Origin of the sequence: Priestia abyssalis (assembly GCF_002019595.1) — a bacterium.
Taxonomy (GTDB): Bacteria; Bacillota; Bacilli; order Bacillales; family Bacillaceae_H; genus Bacillus_BA; species Bacillus_BA abyssalis.
In genome coordinates, this window is sequence record NZ_KV917369.1 from 1,639,961 (window position 1) to 1,659,158 (window position 19,198).

Annotated in this window: 13 protein-coding genes; all 13 read left to right on the forward strand. The window is 35.7% G+C overall.

Going from position 1 to position 19,198, the window contains the following annotated elements; genetic code table 11:
* The first annotated feature begins 284 nt into the window (after window positions 1-284).
* The 13 genes from BK575_RS07640 (at window position 285) to BK575_RS07700 (ending at window position 19,089) form a co-directional block, all read left to right on the forward strand.
* Window positions 285-1,784 carry a flotillin family protein gene (locus BK575_RS07640; protein WP_078409849.1) on the forward strand — a complete coding sequence of 500 codons (1,500 nt, stop codon included), beginning with the start codon at window positions 285-287 and terminating at the stop codon, window positions 1,782-1,784.
* 579 nt (window positions 1,785-2,363) lie between these two features.
* Complete coding sequence (locus BK575_RS07645; protein WP_078409850.1) at window positions 2,364-3,497, forward strand: GerAB/ArcD/ProY family transporter; 1,134 nt, start codon at window positions 2,364-2,366, stop codon at window positions 3,495-3,497.
* Window positions 3,498-3,896: 399 nt separating this feature from the next.
* A complete protein-coding gene (locus BK575_RS07650; RefSeq protein ID WP_078409851.1) occupies window positions 3,897-5,138 on the forward strand; it encodes an MFS transporter in 1,242 nt (413 codons plus the stop codon).
* A 797-nt stretch (window positions 5,139-5,935) separates the two neighbouring features.
* A complete protein-coding gene (gene iolG / locus BK575_RS07655; protein WP_078409852.1) occupies window positions 5,936-6,958 on the forward strand; it encodes an inositol 2-dehydrogenase in 1,023 nt (340 codons plus the stop codon).
* A gap of 17 nt (window positions 6,959-6,975) precedes the next feature.
* Complete coding sequence (iolD, locus tag BK575_RS07660) at window positions 6,976-8,841, forward strand: 3D-(3,5/4)-trihydroxycyclohexane-1,2-dione acylhydrolase (decyclizing) (RefSeq protein WP_078409853.1); 1,866 nt, start codon at window positions 6,976-6,978, stop codon at window positions 8,839-8,841.
* A 36-nt stretch (window positions 8,842-8,877) separates the two neighbouring features.
* Complete coding sequence (gene iolB / locus BK575_RS07665) at window positions 8,878-9,699, forward strand: 5-deoxy-glucuronate isomerase (RefSeq protein ID WP_078409854.1); 822 nt, start codon at window positions 8,878-8,880, stop codon at window positions 9,697-9,699.
* A gap of 117 nt (window positions 9,700-9,816) precedes the next feature.
* Complete coding sequence (locus BK575_RS07670) at window positions 9,817-10,845, forward strand: Gfo/Idh/MocA family oxidoreductase (protein ID WP_078409855.1); 1,029 nt, start codon at window positions 9,817-9,819, stop codon at window positions 10,843-10,845.
* A gap of 371 nt (window positions 10,846-11,216) precedes the next feature.
* Window positions 11,217-11,645, forward strand: coding sequence for a hypothetical protein (locus BK575_RS07675; RefSeq protein WP_235867333.1), 429 nt, complete (start codon window positions 11,217-11,219; stop codon window positions 11,643-11,645).
* Between the two features lie 229 nt (window positions 11,646-11,874).
* Entirely contained in the window at window positions 11,875-13,308 is a 1,434-nt protein-coding gene (xylE, locus tag BK575_RS07680; protein WP_078414698.1) for a D-xylose transporter XylE, read from the forward strand.
* 1,148 nt (window positions 13,309-14,456) lie between these two features.
* Window positions 14,457-15,944 carry a sugar ABC transporter ATP-binding protein gene (locus BK575_RS07685; RefSeq protein ID WP_078409856.1) on the forward strand — a complete coding sequence of 496 codons (1,488 nt, stop codon included), beginning with the start codon at window positions 14,457-14,459 and terminating at the stop codon, window positions 15,942-15,944.
* A 6-nt stretch (window positions 15,945-15,950) separates the two neighbouring features.
* Complete coding sequence (locus BK575_RS07690; RefSeq protein ID WP_078409857.1) at window positions 15,951-16,961, forward strand: ABC transporter permease; 1,011 nt, start codon at window positions 15,951-15,953, stop codon at window positions 16,959-16,961.
* 25 nt (window positions 16,962-16,986) lie between these two features.
* Window positions 16,987-18,006, forward strand: coding sequence for a Gfo/Idh/MocA family protein (locus BK575_RS07695; RefSeq protein ID WP_078409858.1), 1,020 nt, complete (start codon window positions 16,987-16,989; stop codon window positions 18,004-18,006).
* 69 nt (window positions 18,007-18,075) lie between these two features.
* Window positions 18,076-19,089, forward strand: coding sequence for a sugar ABC transporter substrate-binding protein (locus BK575_RS07700; RefSeq protein WP_078409859.1), 1,014 nt, complete (start codon window positions 18,076-18,078; stop codon window positions 19,087-19,089).
* The last annotated feature ends 109 nt before the right edge of the window (window positions 19,090-19,198 follow it).

Sequence of the window (19,198 nt, forward strand, 5' to 3'; positions counted from 1 at the left end):
AGCTCAAGGGTTTTGTATAAAGGCTCTGTTAAGGAACAAACACCACCGTTCAATTATAGTGAATATTCTAAATCTTGAAACCTTTCATTATTTGATCCGTAATAATATATAAGTTGATCAGCAGTGGAGTTCATATTTTTAGCCATGGTTTGAAAGAGCTTTGTACAAAGTAATAACTTAATGATTTGCTTTTTAAGCAGTTGAAAATATACGAAGGCTTTATATTAAATCCCTCGTATGTGTAGGGCTTAATCAAATAATGATCTCAGAAGGGGGAAGCGAGAATGTTTGATTTTATTGGAGTACTTATGGTCTTAACTCCAGTGTTGATAATAGCTGCTCTTGGAGGTGCAGGATATTTCTTTTGGGTAAGACATCGTTATCGAACAGCAAAGTCCAATCAAGCTTTAATTATTACAGGACCGAAGCTGGGTGATCCTGAAAAGGAAACGAATATCTTCACAGATCAAGAAGGACGCTCAATGAAGATTATTAGAGGTGGCGGATACCGTCTAAGACGCTTCCAAACATCAACACCTGTTAACCTTACATCGTTTCAATTAAAGCTATCAACGCCAAGAGTCTATACAAATGGCGGCGTACCCATTATTGCTGATGCAGTAGCGATGGTTAAGGTCGCAGATACGTTAAATGGAATCGCTAACTATGCAGAACAGTTTTTAGGTAAGAAACAAGAAGAGATTGAAGCTGAAATCATTGAGGTACTGGGAAGCAATCTACGTGCCATTCTTTCGAAAATGACGGTAGAAGATATTAATAGTAATCGAGAGGAGTTTAATCAAGATGTATCTGAAGTTGCCCAAAAGCAGCTCGACTTAATGGGCTTTAAAATTACGTCATTAGGTCTTACAGACTTACGTGACGCGGACGAGGAGAATGGCTATTTAAAAAACTTGGGAAGGCCACGAATTGCGGAGGTTCGTAAACTAGCAGAAATTGCTGAAGCAAATAGTGAGCGTGAGACTCGTATCCATAGAGCACAAACGGATCAAGAGGCGAAAGAAGAAGAATACAAACGCCAAATTGCGATTGCAGAATCTAAAAAAGAGAAGGACATTAAAGACGCAGCCTTCAAAGAGGAAACCGAACGTGCTCGTGCAAAATCAGAACAGTCCTACGAATTAGAAAAAGCTAAACTGGCAAAAGAAGTAAAAGAAGAGGAATTAACACTTAAATTCCTGGAACGTGAACGTGCCGTTAAGCTGGAGGAAGAGGAAAGCAAAGTTCGCAAAACAAAAGCCGATGCAGAATACTATGAAACAACTCGTAAAGCGGAAGCGGAAGCCCGTAAAGCTGAGATTGACGGGGAAGCGAAAGCGAAGATTCGCAGGGAGGAAGGTTCTGCCGAAGCAGACGTTATCCGTGAACGCGGTAAAGCGGAAGCGGAGGCTCGTAAGCTGTTAGCTGAAGCGATGGAAAAACATGGTGAAGTCATTATCACTGAAAAATTAATTGAAATGCTCCCTATATTTGCTGAAAAAATTGCTCAGCCGCTTAACAATATTGAATCGGTTAAGATTATTGATTCCGGTAACGGCCAGGGTGTCCCTTCTTTCGGAAAGAGTATCACTAAAACGATGCTTGAAATGCAAGAACCTTTAAAAGAAATGACGGGTATTGATGTAGCAGAATTGTTAAAGTCATATGCATCCAGGTCCAATGGTTATATAAATCAAGGTGCTGTTGCAGTCTTACCTGAAAATCGCTCAGGTAATGACAAAACTGATGATGTAAACGATGAGAATGAGTTTGAAAAAAAGTAGACCTATCATCGTATAAAATCACGATAAAAACTTTAAATTAATTTGGAGTGTTAGCTATAAAAGACATTTTAGCACCAGTTTGATTATTCTACCATCAGACGCCACTCTAGTTTATATAATCAGATAAGAATGAGCTGGATTATATGAAAATGCCACAAACCTTCTTATTAGTTAGGAGATTTGTGGCATTTTCGTTATTTTTATTAACATTAGTATACAGAGTTTGTGAAAGGTGGCACTTAAACAAAGAGAGTTTAGTTCAACGATACATTGCATAAAACCCCACTTTTTTATACAGCTGCTAGGTTTCTTCAGAAGCGGAAAACATTGATTTATTAACGATGTATAAAAAAATGGTATAAACGATAAAATGGACCGTGTTTAAATCTCTTGTGGCTCAAGGAATTTAAACACGGTCCATTTCTTGTAAGAACTGTTATGTAAACTAAATTTGTATAGGGTATGCATTCATCGCTCCTTAAAAGTATTGAAAATAGGAAAGTAGGATAGGATGAATAACTAGATGAGATATTCAAGCGTGCGGATGAAACCATTGAGGAAAGGGGGAGTTCCTAGACAGTGGAGAAAGCAAAAATTAGTGTCATTCAACTATTTGCCTTGATGTTTATGTTTGAGATGGGGACTGCATTGGTCATACCTTTTGGAATCGATGCTAAAAAGGACGCCTGGCTTGCCATTCTTATAGGAATGTGCGTGGGAATTATCTTATTTTTCATTTATTCCTTTTTATTTCGTCAATATCCAAATCTACCCTTTACCGGGTATGCCAGAAAAGTATTTGGTAAATACCTGGGGTTGGCCATTGGCCTGTTATACATTTTCTACTTTTTGTATACCACTTCTCATAATATTCGTAGTTTCGGGGAGTTGCTGCTTTCATCGACCATGACCGAAACCCCGTTAGTAGCAATCATTATCTTATTTGTTCTTACCATTTGTTATGTACTTTATCTAGGGATTGAAGTATTAGCGAGAACAGCAGAAGTTTTTATTGTCATTCTGATTATTTTGGGACTCACAGGAAATCTTTTCGTCTATTTATCAGGTAATATCGATCTTCATAATTTGCAGCCGTTTCTTGAAAATGGATGGCAACCAATCTTAACGACGGGCCTTCTGGATATTAGCAATTTTCCTTTTGGTCAAATGGTTGCCTTTATGATGCTGCTTCCTTATTTAAATCGTCCTGGATTACTGAAAAAAGTATGGTTGTCTACCTTAATTTCAAGTGGGTTTGTTTTAAGTTATACAATGAGTTTAAATATAGCTGTGCTTGGTGTTGGGGAAGTAGAGCGATCTACTTTTCCTTTGTTATCAACCATCGGAAAAGTAAACCTTTTTGAGTTTATCCAACGACTTGATGCTATTGTTGTTTTTACTTTGTTGATTACAGTATTTTTCAAGGCATCCATCTTTTTTTATTGTACCCTAATTGGAATCGTAGATTTGTTCAAGCTAAAAAATCATCAACAGATTATTTTACCAATTGGTTGTATTCTTATTTTTTTCTCAATGATTTTGGCCTCCAATCTTTCAGTACACATAGAGAAAGGTGAATATGTTGATCGTTACATTTACCCTTATTTTCATATTATTATTCCATTACTAATGTTAATTGTTACCTTGATTCGTAATCGTTTCAAAAAGAAAGCTAAGGATGAAAAGATCAGATTGGAATCTAATGCAACATAATATAAATATTTTGATTTCTCATTGATGTAGATTTTAAGCCTAAGTACTTCCGATATCGAGCATTATGTAAACTGAAAGTCAGTTAAGAAACCTTGCAGTTTAGTCGCAAGCGTGCTAATAATAACTGATTCAGATTTTGGCTTATTTCTATGTCAAACATAAAACGTATAATTGATTTCAAAAAAATAGTATTACTAATAATTTCAAAAAAATCTATTTTTTCATAGTTTTGTATTAGAATCCAAAAACAACAGTTGCAATTATGGATTTTTCTTTTCTATAATTCATATTAGTAGGTGTTTAGATTGGCTTACGTATTTAAACATTTTATTATGTTTAGAACAGTGGTGAATTTAAATATCTAAATTAAGAACTTAACTATCAGGTAAGGGGTGAAAAATGAAAGCTAATCAGTTGAAACCGAAAATACCGATTTACTATCATCTTTTGTTTATTGTTGTTACATTCATTTATTGGTTTTCCATGTATATTTATGTACCTGTTTTTGTACCATACCTTAACTATTTAGGCGGGTCTTATGCTTTGGCAGGGTTGATTGTAGGGAGCTATGGCATAATGCAGATTTTATTGAGACTCCCAGTTGGCATTTTATCGGATATGTTGCAAATTCGTAAACCATTTATTATTTTAGGGCTTGCAACAAGCTTTATAAGTTGCTTAGGATTTGCTCTTACTGAAAGTGTAGAATTTGCTTTTGTTTCTCGAGTGATTGCTGGAATTACAGCATCAATGTGGGTGGCTTTCACAGTTTTATATGCAAGTTACTTTAAAAGAGAAGACTCAACCAAAGCAATGGGGAATATCCAATTTATTACCGTGACAGCTCAGTTAATTAGCATGAGTTTAAGTGGTTACCTCGTTAGTGAGTGGGGGTGGAAAGCACCGTTTTGGTTTGGAGCAATTATCGGATTAATTGGTCTTTTTATGTCGTTTTGGATTAAGGAATCCAGTGATAAGAAAGTGAACCAGGACAAGATGGAAATAAGAAATTTTTATAATGTGTTTAGAAATCCTTTAAATTTAAAAGCATCATTATTATCTACGCTTGCCCACGCTGTATTGTTTATTACAATGTTTGGCTTTACTCCAAATCAGGCATTAAATATAGGTGCATCAAAGGATAGCTTAATATTTCTTGTGCTTAGTTTTATGGTACCTCATGCTATTGCACCCATTCTTACGGGACAGTACCTCATTACTCGCTTTAATAAATGGAGCATTTTGTGTATTGGCTTTTTAGGTACCAGTATATTTTCAATAGTTATTCCAATAATATCTCGGTTGGACTTACTTTATGTTACACAAGCTTTTAATGGGTTCTTCCAAGGGATGACAATACCACTATTGATGGGAATGGCTATTCAGCAGGTTTCAAATAGGAAACGTGCAACAGCAATGGGTTTTTTTCAAGCTATCTACGCATTAGGGATTTTCTTCGGTCCTTTTATTGCTGGGATTTTTAGTAATGAAACCGAATTTAAAATTGTGTTTTACCTAGCTGCACTTTTAGCAATCATTGGAACAGGATTATCAATGGTATGGTATAAACAAGAAAGATTACAAGGATATCAATTACAAAAGAGAAGTAAAAAAGTTAACTCAGTTGATCAAGCTAGGTGAATCTGGAATTTTTATTTTATGAGATAACAGGCAATATTATTTAAGTTTTGATAAATTGAAGAGAATACTCTGATTACTAAGTTCTTATAGATTAAATCTGTATAGGTAAACAAAAAATATTCATAATTTTTAAAAGAGTATTGCAGTATTTCTTGTTTAGGATATAATGAAGAAAAGGCTTTCTTAAAAAATAAGTAATAATTTAAATGTTTTTTGAATTCTAAAAATTCAATTATTAACTATTGCCTTATGAAACCCTTTGTAATATACTCTAAATTAATTGAGTTGCTTGTAAGGAAATAAGATATTTTTTTGGTAATTGGTTAAGCGCTTCAGTTAATTATTGTTTCTCGGAGTGATAGAACCGTATACTTAAAAAATTTTTAAGTAATAACTATCTTTGATTCTAAAAACTCAATCACCTTCCTATTAACCTTATAAAACCACTTTAAATTAATATGAGTAGTTTTATAGAATCTAAGTATTTTTTTGGAAAATGATTAAGCGCTTCAATTAATCTGGATACTTGGAGAGGAAAAGGTCGTAGTTTTGAAAAAGTTTTAAGCAAGATAATCTTTTTCAATCTTAAAATAATCAAGATATAAGCTATATGGGATACTAAGTTTATTTTTAGGGAATTTTAAGGTTGAATTCTCTCTTAGTAAACGGGATTACGATGATTGTATAGCGCACAATTTTCTATTTGATTAAAGTTCTTGGTTTTGTAAGAAAGCGTTTGCCTCAACTTAAGCATTTGAAACAAAAACTATATTTTTAAAGAGTAGGTGAGCAAAAAAGTGAGAGAAAAAATTCGATGTGCAATCTTTGGAGTGGGAAGATTAGGATATGTGCATGCTGAAAATTTAGTCACTCGTATAAAAGGTGCTGAATTAGTTACTGTAGTAGCCTCAAGAAAAGAAAGTGCTGAAAAAGCAGCACGTGAATTAGGGGCTAAAAAGTGGACAACTAATCCCCAGGAGGTATTTGAGGATCCAACAATTGATGCTGTTGTGATTGTTACACCTACAAAAACACATGCTCCGTTAATTATCCAAGCGGCAAAAAGTAAAAAACATATATTTGTTGATAAACCATTAACAGAAAATTTAGATGAAGCAGAAAGTGTTATTCGAGAAATCCAGGAGAATAACGTTTATTGTCAGGTTGGATTTATGAGACGATTTGACCCGGCATACGCGGAAGCAAAAAGACGAATTAAGAATGGTGATATCGGGCAACCCATCTATTTTAAAGGAGTTAGTAGAGATCCAGGCTCGCCTCCAGAAGAATACATTAAAACAAGCGGTGGCATTTTCTTAGATCTAGCTATTCATGAATATGATATTGCTCGTTTCTTAATGGGAGATGAGGTTAAATCAGTTAAAACATTTGGGAATGTGCTAGTACATCCATTTATGAACAAATACGGGGATGTAGATCAATCAATAACTTTTATGAATTTCCAAAATGGAGCATCATGCGATATAGAAGCTAGTCGTAATTCAACATTTGGTTATGATATCAGGGGTGAAGTAGTTGGAACTGAAGGATCTATTCAGATCGGTTCTCTCCAACATCATGATATAAAAATCTTGACCTCTCAAGGAAGCGTTTACGACAATATTCCAAGTTTCCCTATTAAATTTAAGGATGCTTTCCAGTATGAATTAGCTCACTTTATAGAGTGTTTGCAAAAAAATGAAAGACCGCAAGTTACAGAGATAGACGGAAAGGTTGCGTTAGAAATTGCTGTAGCTGCTACAGAGTCTTTTAAAACAAAAGAAACTGTAATGCTTAATCAGATTGCTAATTTTACGTAAAGAGGAGGAAACACCAGATGGAAACAACCCGTTTAACAATGGCGCAGGCACTATTGAAATTTTTAGATAATCAGTACATCGAATTTGATGGAGAAGAAAGAAAATTCGTCCAAGGCGTTTTTGGAATCTTTGGTCACGGCAATGTGACAGGGATGGGAGAAGCATTAGAAACACACACTGGCGACCTAACTTATATTCAAGGGAAAAATGAACAAGGTATGGTTCATACAGCGGCAGCTTATGCAAAGCACAAAAACCGACTTGAAATTTTTGCTTGTACGACATCAATCGGACCAGGTGCTTTAAATATGGTTCCTGCTGCTGGAACTGCAACAGTGAATCGAATTCCAGTATTGTTGTTACCAGGTGATAATTTCGCTACTCGTCAGCCTGATCCGGTTTTACAACAAATTGAAGATCCTACAGACTACACCATTGCTGCAAGTGATGCATTTAAACCAGTAAGTAAATATTGGGATCGTATCCAAAGACCTGAACAGCTAATGACTGCAGCATTAAATGCAATGCGCGTATTAACAGACCCAGTGGATACTGGTGCAGTTACATTAGCTTTACCTCAAGATGTACAAAGTGAAGCATATGATTATCCGGTCGAATTCTTTAAAAAGAGAATTCATCACATTGAGAGAAGAAATCCTGCACCATCAGCTGTTAAACGTGCTGTTGAGTTGATTTCTAGAAAGAAAAAACCGGTTATTATTGCAGGTGGGGGAGTCCATTATGCATTAGCAACCGATCAGTTGAAAACGTTTGCTGAGGCTTTCCAAATTCCTGTTGGTGAAACACAAGCCGGGAAAAGCGCTCTTGCATGGGATCATTCTTTAAACATGGGTAGTATTGGATCAACAGGATCATTAGCATCAAACATCTTAGCAAAAGAAGCAGATTTAATTATTGGAGTAGGGACTAGATTAACTGATTTTTCAACCTCATCAAAAACTGCATTTCAAAATCCAGATGTAGAGTTTTTGGGTATTAATGTTAGTTCTTATGATGCACTGAAACTGGATGCAGAATCATTTGTGTCAGATGCAAAAGTAGGACTTGAAATTTTGACAGAAGAATTGAAGAAACAAGGCTATAAAACATCATATGATGAAAGTTATCTTCAATCATTGAAAGAAAATTGGAATGCAGAAGTTGATAAATATTATGCAGATCAAAGAGAAGAAGGGCTTTCTCAAACTCAAGTCTTAGGTGAGATTAATAAATCGATTGATGAAAAAGATATTATTATCGCCGCAGCTGGAAGCTTGCCAGGTGACTTACATCGATTATGGAGAAGCTCTCACCCTAAAACTTATCATATGGAATATGGATTCTCTTGTATGGGTTATGAAGTAGCAGGTGCTCTAGGTATTAAGATGGCTGAAGAGAACCAAGAAGTATATACCATTGTCGGTGATGGTAGTTATTTAATGCTTCATTCAGAGTTAGTTACTAGTCTTCAAGAAAATAAAAAGATTAATATCCTTTTATTTGATAATCATGGATTCCAATGTATCCATAATTTGCAAAGAGGGCAAGGAAGTGATGGCTTCGGAAATGAATTCCGTTATCGTTCGCAAGAAAGTAATCGTTTAACAGGGGATTATATGCCAATTGACTTTGCTGCAAACGCTCGAAGCATGGGGGCTAAAGGCTATACAGTTCATACAATAGAAGAATTAAGAGAGGCATTGGCACAGGCCAAGAAGGAAACAGTCTCAACATTAATTGACATAAAGGTATTACCTGGTACATGCACAACTGGATATGAAGCATGGTGGCGCCTTGGTGTAGCCGAAGTTTCAACTAGTGAAAAAGTTCGAAAAGCCTATGAAAATATGGAAAGAAAAGTGGCTGAAGCTAGGAAATATTAAAAATATAAACTAACGAATCGAAAGGAGATAAAGGAAATGAGTAACCTGCTTGCGAGTAATCTGCTTGTAACACCAGAACATAAAGGTGATAAAGATGGTAAAGTGTTATCCATAACACCTGAATCTGCTGGCTGGAAATATGTTGGGTTTGATGTGTATAAGCTAAAAGAAGGTCAAACTATAGAAAATGAAACGCTCGACCAAGAAACAGTCATTGTATTGGTATCAGGCCGCGCGAATGTACAGACGAAACATAAATCCTGGGACAATATCGGAAAAAGAATGAGTGTATTTGAAAAAACTCCGGCATATTCTGTATACGTGCCAAATGACGATCAATATAAAGTAGAAGCATTAACAGAGCTTGAAATTGCTGTTTGTAAAGCACCAGGAAAAGGAACATACGAAGCGAGGCTTATCGCTCCAGAAGATGTGGATGTAGCAACTCGAGGATCTGGCAGTATGGAACGCCTAATTCAAACGATTTTACCAGAGGATAAACCGGCAGATAGCTTATTCGTTATCGAAGTATTTACACCAGCTGGTAACTGGTCAAGCTATCCGCCTCATAAACATGATGAGGAAAATTTACCTCAAGAAGGATACTTAGAAGAAACATACTATCACAAAATGAATCCAGTTGAGGGCGGGTTTGCTCTACAACGAGTTTATACGGATGATAAGTCACTGAATGAAACGATTGTTGTAAAAGATAGCGAAGTTGTACTTATTCCTAAAGGATATCATCCAGTTTCAGCGCCTCCTGGCTATGAATTATATTACTTAAATGTTATGGCAGGACCTGTGAGAACCTGGAAATTCACAAATGATAAAGATCATGAATGGTTAATGAAATAATAACTACACAGTAAAGTAAAACCATAGCTGTAGGCCCCTATAGCTATGATTTTACTTCAAAAGTCCATTAAAGCGCTTACTTTCAAAAAAATTTAATGAATTGAAAGGATGAATGAAATGAAAGAGACGATTCGTACAGCAGTATTGGGGTTAGGAAGATTAGGTTACTGGCATGCAGAAAATCTTGTTTCTAAAATCAAAGGAGCACAATTAGTTAGCGTTGTGGATCCTCTTGAAGGAAGGGCAGAGCAAGTAGCAAGAGAATTAGGTGTTGAAAAATGGTCTCAAAATCCTAATGATATATTCGAAGATGACACGATTGATGCTATTGTCATTGTAACACCAACAAGTACTCATGCGGAGATGATTACACGTGCTGCGAAACATGGTAAACAAATATTTGTAGAGAAGCCATTAACACATACTTTAGAGGAAGCAGATGACGTAATCCGAGTAATTAATGAAAGTAATGTTTCATGCCAAGTTGGATTTATGAGACGATTTGACCCAGCATATGCAGAAGCTAAAAGAAGAATTGAAGCTGGTGATATTGGACAGCCGATTTATTTTAAAGGTGTGAGTCGCGATGGAAACGTCCCGCCAGAAGAGTTTATCAAACATAGTGGCGGCATCTTTTTAGATGTAGCTATTCACGATTATGATATTGCCCGTTATTTAATGGGTCAAGAAATAGCTTCTGTGACATCAACAGGAAATATCTTAATGAACTCAAATAAATTTATGGAAAAGTATAATGATGTGGATCAGGCTATGACATATTTCACTTTTGATTCAGGTGCTGCTGGAGACATTGAAACGATGCGAATTGCTCCTTATGCATATGACATAAGAGGTGAAGTAGTGGGAACAGAAGGATCCATTCAAATTGGTTCAATGAGATATCATGATGTAAAAGTATTAACTTCCAAAGGAAGCGAACATGATTTGATCCCTGACTTTCCAACACGATTTAAAGATGCTTATTTACTAGAAATGGTTCATTTTATTGATAGTGTGCGAAACGGTACTAAACCTATTTGTACAGAAATTGATGGAAAAGTTGCATTAGAAATTGCAGCGGCTGCCACGAAATCCTTTGTATCAGGTGAGACTGTCCAGTTAAATAACAAATTAATAACATTGTAAGACAGAAAATAGAAAGACCGTTATATTGGTTGTCGAAAAGTTCTTTACTAAATTAAACTAACTAGACTTTACTTTGCAAAAATAAAAGCTTTTTAGTGATAGTAAAGAACTTTTCTGAAAAACTAACTGAAAAATCGCAATTATAAGTCATTATAATTTCTAAATCGCTAATAAAATCGTGCATGGAGGAGAAAAAAATGAGTAGAGAGTAGGGTCTTTGTTTATAGAATTTTGGTGGTATATCTTTAGAAAAGAAGTGCAAACTAGCGAAGGAGATTGGTGTTGACGGAGTAGAGATTCAAGGAGACTTATCTCAAAATCCCGCTAATTTGCAAGCGCTTTAAAAAAGGTGTGAGTGAAAAGTATGATCAGTGACGCCAGATAATGTAGGTATTTCAAGTGCTGATGAAAATGTACGCTCTAGGGCTGCTCAATATTTTATAGACCTATTGGACTGGGCAAAAGAATTAGAAGCGAAAAGAATTTGTTTACATGGTGATGTTGGGAAAACACAAGGTAGTGGAGATTCATCAAAAGATTGGGAGTGGCTTGTCCGATTCAAGCTCTTAAATGGGGATAAGTTAGGTGTTTATCATGTGGCTGATTCAAACAGGCAAGGTGTAGGTGACGGACATTCTGATCTAAAAGGTCAAGTGACAGCTTTACATGAAATTAGCTATGAAGGACCAAATCCATTCACACCGGCTAAGGATAGAAACTATTTAGATATAGTTATGAGTTGCTACAAAGAATCTCTAAAACAACTAAGAGAATGGGATGCGGTTAAGGTTAATGCATAAGTTTTAAATCTAACTTTTTAAAGGTCGGTTGTGTTAAGAGTAGGTGGCTAGACTGGCACGACTTAGATTGATTGGTTTATATACGAGTCTATTGTAAGCGCTTATAAAATGTGCATGCTAAAACTACTCACCGCCAGCATTATATCTAGGCGTTGGCTAGTTACGAATAATATTTAGAATATTTTTTAGAAATTTTTATTCAGGTAAATCGACCATGAAAGGAAGCTCTATAAAAATGAAACAAAATATGAGATATATTATATTTCTGTCTGTAGTTGCGGCACTAGGTGGACTTTTATTTGGTTACGATACAGCCGTGATATCCGGTGCAGAGCAATCATTACAAGTATATTTTATAGATGGTCTTGGTTTAAGTACATTATTCCACGGGTTAACCGTATCTAGTGCTCTTATTGGTTGTATTGTAGGTGGATTAATCAGTGGGATACTTTCGGATCGCATAGGTCGTAGAAACTCTCTTATTGTTGCGGCTGTTTTATTTTTTATTTCCGCGGTACTTTCGGGCTATCCTGAATTTTTATTCTTTACAAAAGGCGAACCAACGATTGGTCTTTTCATTATGTTTAACATCTATAGAATTATCGGCGGTATAGGTGTTGGTTTGGCTTCAGGATTAGGGCCATTGTATATTAGCGAAACGTCTCCTGCAAATATTAGAGGAAAATTGGTAACGTTAAATAATCTAGCCATTATATTTGGGATGTTGGCCGTTTATATTGTGAACTGGAGAATTGCTGCAGGGCAAAGTCTTAGTTGGATCCACGATATTGGTTGGAGATACATGTTTGCTTCCGAAGCAATTCCAGCAATATTATTCTTTGGCCTTCTATTTCTAGTTCCAGAAACTCCTCGTTATTTAATATCGAAAAATAGAGATGGAGAAGCAATAACCATCTTAACGAAAGTTAATGGGTCAGCTCAAATAGCAAAAGAAATTTATCAAGAGATAAAACAATCGATGGACGCTCCTAACGCTCCTAAAGCGGGTATCTTTTCATATGGAAAGCTGGTCGTTATTGTAGGGATTTTATTAGCTGCTGCGCAACAGTTTGTAGGGATTAACGTTATTCTCTATTATGCACCACGTATCTTTGCGAATATGGGGGCAAGTGCTGATAGTTCTATGCTTCAAACGATATTAATCGGGGTAGTAAACTTTATCTTTGTACTAATCGCTCTAATACTTGTCGAAAAAGTAGGAAGAAAGCCCTTACTTTTAATAGGATCAGTTGGGATGGCTGTAGGAATGTTTGGCGTAGCTACTTTATCGTTTGTTGATTCGATGGGGTTAGGTGCTTTGCTATTTATCTTAGTATATGTAGCGTTTTTTAATTTATCTTTTGGTCCGCTTGTGTGGGTGTTAGCTGCTGAGATTTTCCCTAATAAAATCAGAGGTCAAGTGATGGCGATCACAGTTGTTGCTAACTGGGGAAGTAATTTATTAATATCAGCAACATTCCCTTCTTTATTGGAAATAAACGCTGGAGTAGCTTATAGCTTTTATGGTGTCATGTGTATTTTATCGTTCATTTTTGTATGGAAATTGGTTCCTGAAACAAAAGGAAGAACACTTGAAGAAATTGAAACACATTGGAAACCAAAAGTGGCTACTGATTTTTCCAGGAGAAAGATAGATTTATAAAACATATACTAAGGAGGTATGGGGGCAAAAGGTTGAGATGCTAGCAACGCAGGCCTAAATAATTCCTAATTCAAGAAGTAGTCAGAATTAATTTGAAATATTGACTACTTCTGTATTTCTCTTTGTAAAAATGACTCTCGAATTCTTGAAGTTTTTCCTCTTGGTCACATTTTCAACTCCTCTGATGTTCAGGTCTCTTCGTGAAGAGGGTTCATTTGATATTTCAATCTAATTTTAATCAAAATATTACAAATGACATTAGGATATCTACAAATTATCACTTCCAAAGTAGCTATAACAGCTAGAATTTTCATAAAATAATTTTCTCCTAACTAGACATTACTATCACCATGCAGATTTAAGTGAGCGTTCTCCTCAGAACTTATGGGGGAATCGAAATGAGAATATTTTAATACAAGAATAGAATTTGTGATAAGTGTTTCACTTGAAATAATAAAATAGTATTAGATCTAGCCTTGAAAGGGGTGTTGCCATAGCATATAAAATAGCTTTTATTAATGAAAAATAGTAGAAGTAGGGGGGCAAAAATAGAGAAATAGTTATCTTTACTCTGTAATGAAAAGGGATATAGCCAAAAAAGAAAAGATTTAGTACTTCTTTTTAAAGTGGATAACGAAAGAATTGTTGGCGTTCCTTCACTTAATGTTTGTGTTAATACAGTTAATACAATTGAAGAAATAAACAATTTTTCAGTGTCTGTTAAATTGTTTAGGGGCAAATATTAAGAGTAGGGCCTCGAGGAGTTTATCACGGTATTAAAGGGAACACAGCTAGAGTTGCAGGCAACCTCTTAATAGTCTTTCTCGTGAATTATTTAAGCTTAATAAAAGACTATTCGCAACAACATTCAATCGATGATCTTGCAATATGATTAATTATCCAGTGAAAGGAGACAACAAAACCCTCTTGTTTTTATATAAATTAAGTATTTGATAGGTTGAATAACATAATAGTGTTTTTCATTATTTTAATGATGTATTTGTATGGTTAGAGTTTATTAACATTGGATTTATTAGCAAGTCAATTGAAATTGCTAATATTATTAAGTACTCACGTGAATCTATGTCTGAATAATATGAATAGTCAGAATTAATAAAATATTAAAATTTCAGTTAGGAGGGAAGCTAATGGAGTTACTAAAAATGAAAGATGTCAGTAAATCATTTTCTGGTGTTCAAGTCTTACATGATATTAACCTGGATATTCAAAAAGGTGAAGTTCATGTGTTGCTTGGTGAAAATGGTGCTGGTAAATCAACGATTATTAAAATTTTGACTGGTGCTTACTCAAAAGATAAAGGGGAGCTAAGCTGGGAAGGAAAAAAAGCAAACATAACGAAACCGAAAGATGCTATCAATATTGGGATTGCCACCATTTATCAAGAACTAAACCTTATCCCTCAACTTTCGATAGCAGATAATATTTTCTTGGGTCATGAACGAAAGAAAGGAGGACGTTTTTCTCTCCTTGATCGTGTCCAGATGAAAGAAAAGGCAAAAGAGTTGATGGAAAGGCTTGGTCAAAAAGTAGATCCAGATGAATTAGTAGGTAACTTGGGTGTTGGACAACAGCAGTTGGTTGAAATTGCGAAGGCACTTTCATTGAATGCCAAACTAATAATTATGGATGAACCCACTGCTAGTTTGAGTGGACAAGAAGCTGAACAACTGTTGTCTACTATTGAAATGCTGCGGGAACAAGGAATGACGTTTGTCTATATTTCTCACCGATTAGAGGAAATCAAACGTATTGGCGATCGGATTACAGTTTTAAGAGATGGGACTAAAATTACTACTGTACCAGTAAAAGACACTTCTGTAGATCAAATGATCGAATTAATGGTAGGACGTTCCCTTGATCAAAAATATCCGAAAAAAGTATTTAAGCGAGGGAAAGAAGGATTAAAAGTAGAGAATCTTAAACTAAAAGACTCACCTAACGAGATGAATTTTACTGCCTATCAGGGAGAGATTCTTGGTATATCTGGATTAGTGGGAGCAGGACGAACTGAATTAATGAGAGGGATTTTTGGAGCTGATCTCATTGACTCTGGAAAAATCTATGTATTTGGTGAACAAAAGGTTATTCGAAAGCCGCAAGATGCTATTGATGCTGGAATTGCTTTTATTACAGAAGATCGAAAAGGAGAAGGACTTTTCCTGGATCAATCTCTTATCTTTAATAAAACAATAGCTAAACTAGAAAGAGTCAAAGAGAAAGGGCTAATCAGCTATAAAAAGCAAAAAGAAGTAGCAAATAAATACGTTAAAGATTTAAAGATAAGGCCCAATAATATTAATCTTATGGCTCGAAATTTAAGTGGGGGCAATCAACAAAAAGTTGTTATTGCAAAGTGGTTATTTACTGAAGCTAGAGTTTTCGTTTTTGATGAACCGACTCGTGGTATTGATGTTGGGGCAAAGGTTGAAGTATACAATCTTATGAATGAATTGGTGGAATCGGGAGCTTGTGTCATTATTGTTTCTTCTGAGTTGCCTGAAATCCTTGGTATGTGTGACCGTATTCTAGTCATGCACGAAGGAACAATAACGGGTGATTTAGCACGTGGTGAAGCAAGTCAAGAAGTTATTATGAAAGCTGCAACGGGAGGATGATTGATAATGGAACAACGTTCAACTTCAATAGAAATAGGTACAAAAACAAACCCTACGGTAAATGAAGGTAGAAGTTGGAAAGCTATTATTAACAAGTTTGGTGCACTTTTTGGGTTAGTTGGCTTATGTGTAATCCTTTCAATTCTTACGCCAAGTTTCTTGAAAGCGGATAATTTAATGAATATTGCGCGACAATCATCCATTAACGCGTTGTTATCATTAGGAATGTTATTGCCTATTTTAACTGCAGGGATTGACTTGTCAGTCGGATCTATTCTTGCCTTTGCAATTATTAGTGCTGGTATAGTAACAGTGACCTGGGGCATGAGTCCAGTGTTAGGAATTCTTGTTTGTCTTGTAATTGGAGCACTGGCAGGATGGCTAAATGGAATTTTGCTAACCAAATTACGTTTGCCTCATCCATTTATTTCTACATTAGGAACTATGAATATTTTCCGTGGATTAGCTTTAATTGTTACAGGTGCCTCACCTATCTTTGGTTTCTCATATGCTATGAACTTTGCTGGTCAAGCAAATGTTGGTATTATTCCTGTTAGTTTTTTGTTAGTCATTGTGATTTATGTTGCTTTTCATATCTTTTTAACTCGTACTTCAACTGGTAAATATATTTATGCAATAGGCGGTAATAAGGAAGCAGCACGACTTGCAGGTATTCCTGTAGATCGAGTATTAATTCTGGTTTATACATTGAGTGGTTTAATGGCCGGATTAGCTGGACTCGTGTTAATCGGACGAACAAATTCTGCCTCTCCTATAGCAGGATTATCGTACGAATTAGATGCAATTGCAGCAGTAATCATTGGTGGAGCAAGCTTCTTTGGCGGTGTAGGTACTGTATGGGGTACACTAATTGGTGCTTTGATTATTGCCGTTTTACGTAATGGGCTAAATTTGTTAGGTACCTCATCTGATTTGCAAACGATCATAATTGGATTAGTAATTATAGCGGCAGTATATGTCGACGTTCTTCGTCGAAAATCTTCAAAGAAAAACTAATAATTGAAGGGTAGGCGTAAGTATTATGACTGATCATGTTCGATGGGGAATATTAAGTACGGCACAAATTGCTCAGGATCAATTATTACCAGCTTTTACAAAGGCAAAAAATGCGGCAGTAACGGCAATTGCAAGTTCAAATAAAAAAGTTAATGGTATTGCTGAGAAATTTGGAATACAAAAAATTTATTTCACATATGAAGATTTGCTGGATGATCCAGATATCGATGCAGTGTACATCCCCTTACCAAATAGATTGCATCGGGAGTGGGTGATAAAGGCTTCAGAAAAAGGAAAACATATACTTTGTGAAAAGCCGGCAGCCTTGACGTCAAAGGAAGCAGAAGAAATGATTGAGGCATGTAAGAGAAACGGTGTGATTTTTCTTGAAGCCTTTATGTATCAATTTCATCCACAACATCAAAGAGTTAAAGAAATTATCGCTTCAGGTGAAATTGGAGAAGTGAAATTAATGAGAGCTAGTTTTTCGTTTTATCTCCAAGGTCTGGATGAAAATATTCGGATGAATTCGGAATTAGGTGGAGGTAGTTTATATGATGTTGGGTGTTACTGCCTTCATTCAGTTAGAAATATTCTAGGCGTTGAACCGAACAAAGTCTTTGCGTCTGCTCAGATACACCCGGAGCATAGGGTAGATATGTCCGTAGAGGGGATTATGGAGTTAAATAGCGGAGTAAAAGCAGTATTCGACGCTTCAATGCAGCAAACGTTGCGCCATCAATATGAAATAGTCGGGACAAAAGGTAGAATCGAAGTTCCTAGAGCGTATTTGCCAAATTTATATAATGGTGAAGCTTTGATATTGGTTAACACAGAAGATGACAATCAGAGGGAAGAGAAAGTAACCGGACATCAATACATTCTTCAGGTTGAACAATTTTCAACATGGGTAATGGAAGGATGTTCCCCTGGTTATTACGCAGAAAATACAGTCCGGAATATGAGCTTAATTGAAGCATGCTTAGAGTCTATCAAAAAAGGAACCTATGTAAATATTGAAGAATTCAGTTGCATCACCAATTAAGAAAAATAAGTTATCACAATATGTAAAGTGCTTTTAGGTTATTTCAATAATACGAAAGGGGAGTATAGTATGAAAAAATGTAAAAAACTCTTTTTAATGATGATACCGGTAGCAGCTCTTCTTTTATTAATGGTTGCTTGTGGAAAGCAAAATACAGATCCAGCTAGTTCATCTAGTTCGGTTTCTGAAACTGACGATTGGGGAAGTGGCGAAGGAAAACCTAAAGTTGCAGTTGTTTTAAAAGCACTAAATAGTGAGTATTTTAAATTAATGGAAGCCGGGGCAGAAAAGGCATTTAAAGATTTTGATGTAGATGGTAAAGTAATGTCCCCTTCAAATGAAACTGAAGTTGAAAAACAAATTAATATGCTTGAAGATTTGCTAAACAATAAGAGCCTAGATGCATTAATAGTCATGCCGAGTCAGCCTGAAGCGGCTATTCCTGTCTTAAAAAAGTATAAGGAAAAAGGCATTCCTGTTCTTCTCGTTGATACTGATGTGGATTGGGAGGAAAAAACAACCTTTATTGGAATAGATAATTTCACAGCTGGTCAAAAGGCTGGTGAGTCATTAGCGATGAAGCTTGGTTCTGGAGATAAAGTTGCAATACTTGAAGGCGTTTTAGGCACCCCTACTAGTGAAGAGCGTGTTCAGGGAGCCGAAGAAGCTTTTAAAAAAGCAGGAATGAAAATAGTGGCTTCTCAAGCAGCAGATTTTGATAGAGTGAAGGCGATTTCAGTTATGGAGAATATATTAACTGCTAATCCAGATTTAAAGGGAATTTTTGCTGCAAGCGATGAAATGGCTTTGGGTGCTTTGAGGGCAACTAAAGCACGAAATATGGATATTCCAATTATTGGTGTAGACGGGATTACAGAAGCTGTTGAATCAATTTATGATGATGAATTGGAAGCTACTGTTGCTCAAAAGCCACATGATATGACTTATAAAGGTGTTGAAAATGCTTTGAAAGTGATGAAAGGGGAAACGATTGATAAAAGAATTGACAGTGGAATTGACATTATCACAAAAGAAAACAGTCAAGAAAAGCTTGGGGAGTTAAAGGAATTGCTAGAAAAATAGTTATTCCACTATATAGATAAGGCATCCTCTCAAGTTTGCAATATGGCAATGAAGAATCAAAAAATGTATTGAATTAGAGAGGAATATTCCGAGAGTATGATCTAATGAA